The sequence below is a fragment of the Pseudoalteromonas sp. RB2-MNA-CIBAN-0110 genome, from assembly GCF_040309305.1.
Taxonomy (GTDB): Bacteria; Pseudomonadota; Gammaproteobacteria; order Enterobacterales; family Alteromonadaceae; genus Pseudoalteromonas; species Pseudoalteromonas arctica.
Window position 1 is genome coordinate 1 of record NZ_JBEOOQ010000078.1, and the last position, 2687, is coordinate 2687.

A 2687-nucleotide genomic window follows, 5' to 3' on the forward strand; every position below is an offset into this window, starting at 1 on the left:
CTCCATCTGCAAGTGAGCTTATATCTTCGTCACTTACTTCCCATGTGCCATCGGCATTTATGGTTACATTATCAACGGTTACTTTTTTACCGTCTTTATCTGTAAAGGTTACGGTAATGCTGTTTGTTGATTCTACGTCATCAACTTTACCACTTACGCTTACCGCGTCGTCTTCTGCTGCATTTATTACTGAGTCTTCAAGCACTAGCGTTGTACTGGCTTGTGTGTCTTTAGTGAAGTTGAGGGTGCTTGTTGCTGGATTACCCGCTATATCTTGTGTGCTTACATCTACCGTGTAATCGCCATCTGATAAAACCCGTAAAATAGAGCTATTAAGCTCCCAGTTACCTTGCGCATCTACGGTAGTTGTAGCTGTAAATAGCTCATCGCCATTATTGTCTTTTAGTACAATATCAACTTCTTGTCCTGACTCTACATCACTAATTGTGCCGCCAACTTTTGCTGTTGCTTGCTCTTGTGCATTAATAAAAGCGTCATCACCTACATTTACGTCTATTGTGGCTTGGGTATCTTTAACTAATGTTGTGCTATTTACTGCTTCGTTACCTGCGTTATCAAACACGCTTACACTTGCTGTAATGTCGCCATCGGCTAATTCGCTAATATTTGCAGCGGTTACAGACCAATTACCATCACTGTCTAAAACAATGTTTTTAATTGTCTCTGTTTTACCGTTTTGATCGGTAAAGGTAACCGTTATATTGTTGGTTGACTCTACGTCATCTACTTTTCCGCTAAGTGCTACGGCTTCATCTTCGGCTGCATTAATAAGCGTATCTGCAAGCTCTATGGTGGTAGTTGCTTGGGTATCTTTTATAAATGCTGCGCTATTAACCGCTTCATTACCTGCGTTATCAAATACGCTAACACTTGCAGTTACTTCACCATCCGCTAATCCACTAATATCTGCTGCAGTTACAGACCAATTACCTTCGGCATCAAGAGTAATATTTTCTATTACTTCTATTTTTCCGTTTTTATCTGTAAAGGTAACGGTTACGTTATTAATTGACTCTACGTCATCTACTTTTCCGCTAAGCGCTACAGCTTCATCTTCGGCTGCATTAATTACGTTATCGGCAAGTTCTAGCGAGGTGGTTGCTTGGGTATCTTTATTAAATTTTGTGCTATTTACAGCTTCGTTGCCTGCGTTATCAAATACGCTTACGCTTACTGCAATTTCGCCATCGGTAAGTGTACTTATATCACTTGGGTTTATTTGCCAGTTGCCGCTGCTGTCTACATCAACAGTTGCAGTAACTGAATTGGTGCCGTCGGTAAATGTAACAGTTACTTCGCGTGTAGCCTCAATGTCGGTAACTGTTCCGCTTATAATTACATTGCTTTGCTCAGCTGCATTCACTACATCATCGTTTTCAGCTACTTCAATTGTGGTACTTGCTAGTTTATCGTGCTCGGCAGTGTCGTTACTTGTAGCGGTATTACCTGCTATATCGGTTACGGTAGCAGTCGCTGTTAATGTGCCATCATTTAAAGCTGAAACATCGGCATCTGTAATTGTATAAGCGCCATTAATAACCGTTGCGATAAATGTTTTACTATTTGCGCCATCGCTCACAACTACTGAGACTGTTTGACCATTTTCAATATTAGTTACATTACCAGTAATGCTAACAACTGTATTTTCTGAGTTGCCATTAATTACATTATCATCAGTGTCGTTTATATCTACGGTTACACTGGCTAACTGATCTAAAATAACAGTGTCGTTTGCTGTGGCTGTATTACCTGCTAAGTCTAAAACAGTGGCCGTAGCTGTAATTGTGCCGTTATTTAAGCCCGATATATCTACATTTTCAAAACTGTATTGACCGTTAGTAACAGTGCCTATTAATTCAATATCTGGGTTTTCACCATCAGATACGGTTACTGTAATTGATTGACCATTTTCTATATTTTCAGCTGCGCCGGTGATGGTTATTTGCGAGTTTTCGTTACTGCCGTTAATAACACCGTCGTCAGTTTGAGCAATATTTAATGTAACACTGCTTAGGGTATCTTTAACAAATGTGAGCTCTGAACTTGCAGGGTTTCCGGCTGAGTCAATCACTGTTACAACAGCGCTAATTTGACCTTCAGCTAAATCAGTAATTTGAGCGGTGGTAACTTCCCAAGTTCCGTTTTGTGCAACATCAACTTTAATTACTTTAGATTCATCATTTGTATCGGTTAGTGTTAACGTTACTTGCTGACCTGGTTCTACATCAACTGTATTACCTTTTAAAACAACACTGTTTTGCTCTGTTTGATTAATTACTTGGTCGGTATCAACCAACGTAATATCTATTTCAGCCAAGTTATCTATTTGAGCTGTATCTTGAGATGAAACTGGGTTGCCAGCAATATCAGTAACCGATGAGGTCGCTGTAATTGTGCCATCGTTTAATGCACTTGCATCAATTGGATCGGTTACATATTCACCATTAATTACGGTTGCTGTTGTAGTGATTGCTGGGTTAACGCCATCGCTGATAGTGACATTAACCGTTTGACCATCTTCAACATCAGTAACCGCACCGCGTACAACAATCTCTGCACTTTCGCCGTTACCGTTAATAACTGAGTCGACTGTTTTATCAATGCTGGTAGTGATGGCTGCCGTGTTATCAAGCTCAACAGTATCTTGCGCTGTTACCGGGTTGCCT

General features: G+C 40.3%; 1 protein-coding gene. It reads right to left on the reverse strand.

Annotated features, from left to right (window positions below; genetic code table 11):
• A partial coding sequence (locus AAEY68_RS20550; RefSeq protein WP_350586780.1) for a beta strand repeat-containing protein occupies positions 1-2687 on the reverse strand: 2687 nt, incomplete at both ends.